This window comes from Cellulomonas sp. P5_C6 (genome assembly GCF_054049635.1).
The window spans coordinates 1-2,658 of record NZ_JBFULZ010000312.1 but is presented as its reverse complement, the minus strand read 5'-3'; the positions used below and the strand labels follow the sequence as shown (position 1 = coordinate 2,658).

Here is a 2,658-nt window from a genome sequence, read left to right as displayed (position 1 = left end):
CACTCCTGCTCCCTGCGCGGCTGTAGCGCGCCCAGACGAGTGTCTCACGGCGCAGCCAAGCGGATCTGCGGGGGCGAATCGAGGGCTGACGTGACAATACGTCGCCTAAGAGTGCTTTGTGATGAATGGGCGCGACGACGGGCGGGGTAGCATGGCCGAAATACTTCTTGGCAGCGCCTGACGACGGTTTGCCGGACATCGGGGGCACGGCATGACCGATCAAGACACGCGCGACCGGGCGAGGGCGACGCCTGGTCTCCGCGATCCCGCGCATGTGGTCGATGCAGCGGCGAGCCCCTGGGCGCGAAACTATGCGCTGCGGATCACTGCCACCGACGCAATTGCGGTCTCTATCGCGGTCGGTGTCGCCTACGTGGTGCGGTTCGACGTCAGGGGCCTGACAACCGTCTCGGGCGAGTTTTCGCCGACGTATCTGTCCGTGTCGGTCGTCCTCGCGGCCGCCTGGCTCGGCGCGTTGGCGGCAGGCAGGACTCGAGACCGCCGTGTGGTCGGGACTGGCCCGACCGAATACTCACGCGTGTTCGGCGTGACCTGGCGCCTCTTCGCGGCTGTCGCCGTCGTTGCTTACCTCCTTCGCATGGAGATCGGACGCGGGTACCTGGGCTTTGCCGCACCGCTGGGACTCGTTCTACTTCTGCTCAGTCGCTTCTGCTGGCGGCAATGGCTGCACCGGCGTCGAGAAGCCGGCGGGTACCAGGCGAGCGTGTTGGTCATTGGACATCGGCACAGCGCCGCCAGGCTGATCGACGAGCTGCACCGGAACCCGCGGGCGGGCTACTCGGTCGTGGGGGTCTGTGTTCCGACGGGGGAGGTCACGATCGGCGAGACCGTACGCGATGTCCCCGTCCTCGGGTCGTTCGAACGTTCTGCGGCAATTGCTGAGGAGATCGGTGCCTCTGCTGTCGCAGTGTCCGGCTCTGATGCGATCACGGCCGAGGCGGTTCGCCGGCTTGGCTGGGATCTCGAGGGCAAGGGGATCGACCTCGCAGTCACGCTCACTCTCGTTGACGTGGCTGGACCCCGTGTGCTGATGCAGCCCGTCAGTGGACTGCCGTTGATGTACGTGGACGAGCCCCGATTCACTGGTGTGCGCTACGCCGCCAAGTCCGCGTTCGACTGGGTGACGGCAGCACTGATCACCGTGATCCTCAGCCCGCTGCTCCTGTTGATCGCGATCCTCGTTGCCACAACGAGCCGCGGGCCTGTCTTCTACACCCAAGAGCGGATCGGCAAGGATCAACGTCGGTTCCGCATGATCAAGTTCCGGTCGATGGTGAACGGCGCCCATGACCGGCTGGCCGAAGTTCTTGCCCTCGAAGGCGTCGACGACGTCCAGTTGTTCTACAAGCCACGAAACGACCCACGCGTCACATCRGTGGGGCGGATTCTGCGCCGGTTCTCCCTCGATGAGCTCCCGCAGCTGTTCAACGTGCTACGAGGCGACATGAGCCTGGTTGGCCCACGTCCGCAGATCGACGCCGAGGTGGCGCTCTACGATCGCGCGGCTCACCGACGCCTGCTTGTCAAGCCGGGCGTGACCGGGCTCTGGCAGGTTTCCGGTCGGAGCGACCTTTCGGCCGAGGAGGGCATTCGCATGGACGTCAGCTACGTCGAGAACTGGACGCTCTTCGGGGACCTCTTGATCTTGGCGCGTACGGTGAAGGCTGTCCTCGCCGCCGAGGGCGCGGTATGAGCGAGCAAGGCGGCGCTCGTGCCCAAGGCGGGACATCGGGGGCAGTGACCGGAGGTACGAGCGCGCGCCGCCCTCAAGGCTGGGACTCGTTCCTGTGGTGAGCAACGCCGTCCGCTCCGAGCGCATGGTCCGCGACGGAGTGCTCTACACCCTGGCCGTCGTCGCGCCGATGGCCAGCGCTGTGCTAGTGACCCCAGCCGTGACGAGAGTTCTTGGCGGAGTCGAGTACGGCCACGTCGCGACAGGAATCGCGGTGTACCAGATCGCGGCGATCCTGTTCGCGCTCGGCCTCCCCGCAGCCATCACACGGGACGCGCTGATGGAGTCGGCGGGAACCAGACAAGCCGCCGGCACCATGCTCGTCGGAGTCGGAGGCGTGGCACTGGCGGTCGTTCTTTCGGGCTCAGCTCTCCAGGTCTCGGGTGCTTCCATCTTCAGCGTGCCGCCTGGAGTCGCAGGTCCGGCCCTCGTTTCGGGCGGGGCCCTCGCCGCTTTGACGATGTGCCAGGCACAGCTCCGAGCCCTGGCCCGCGTCACGACCTTCGTCCTTCTCGCCATCGCAAACGCTGTGCTGCCTCCGATTGCTGGGCTCGTCCACGCGGGACTCTCCGGGCCCACGGGCGAGCACTATCTGCAGGGCCTCTCGCTGGTCCAGGTCCTGGTGGCTGCGGTGGCCGTCATCGTGGTGACGTCGATCGAGCGACCGTCGTTTGCGCGCTCGGGCGTCGCTCGGTCACTGCGCATCGGGCTACCTACGGTGCCTCATCAACTCGCTGCCGGGGCGGTCGTCGGTGTCCTTGTGCTCATTGCGGGCCACCGAGCGGGGGTTGAGATAGCAGGGCAACTGCAGCTCGCGCTCCTCATCGGAACGCTGGGCGTGGTCCTTGTCGGCGCGTTCAACAATTCGTGGGCGCCCAATGTGTACCGGCGCGCACGCTCTGAGC

The 2,658-nt window shown here is 66.4% G+C and carries 2 protein-coding genes; both read left to right on the top strand.

Going from position 1 to position 2,658, the window contains the following annotated elements; genetic code table 11:
- The first annotated feature begins 211 nt into the window (after nt 1–211).
- On the top strand, nt 212–1,714 hold the full coding sequence (locus tag ACXJKG_RS20590; RefSeq protein WP_456847583.1) for a sugar transferase: 1,503 nt from the start codon (nt 212–214) through the stop codon (nt 1,712–1,714).
- A gap of 97 nt (nt 1,715–1,811) precedes the next feature.
- The coding region (locus tag ACXJKG_RS20585; RefSeq protein WP_456847582.1) for a lipopolysaccharide biosynthesis protein at nt 1,812–2,658 on the top strand (847 nt) is incomplete at its 3' end.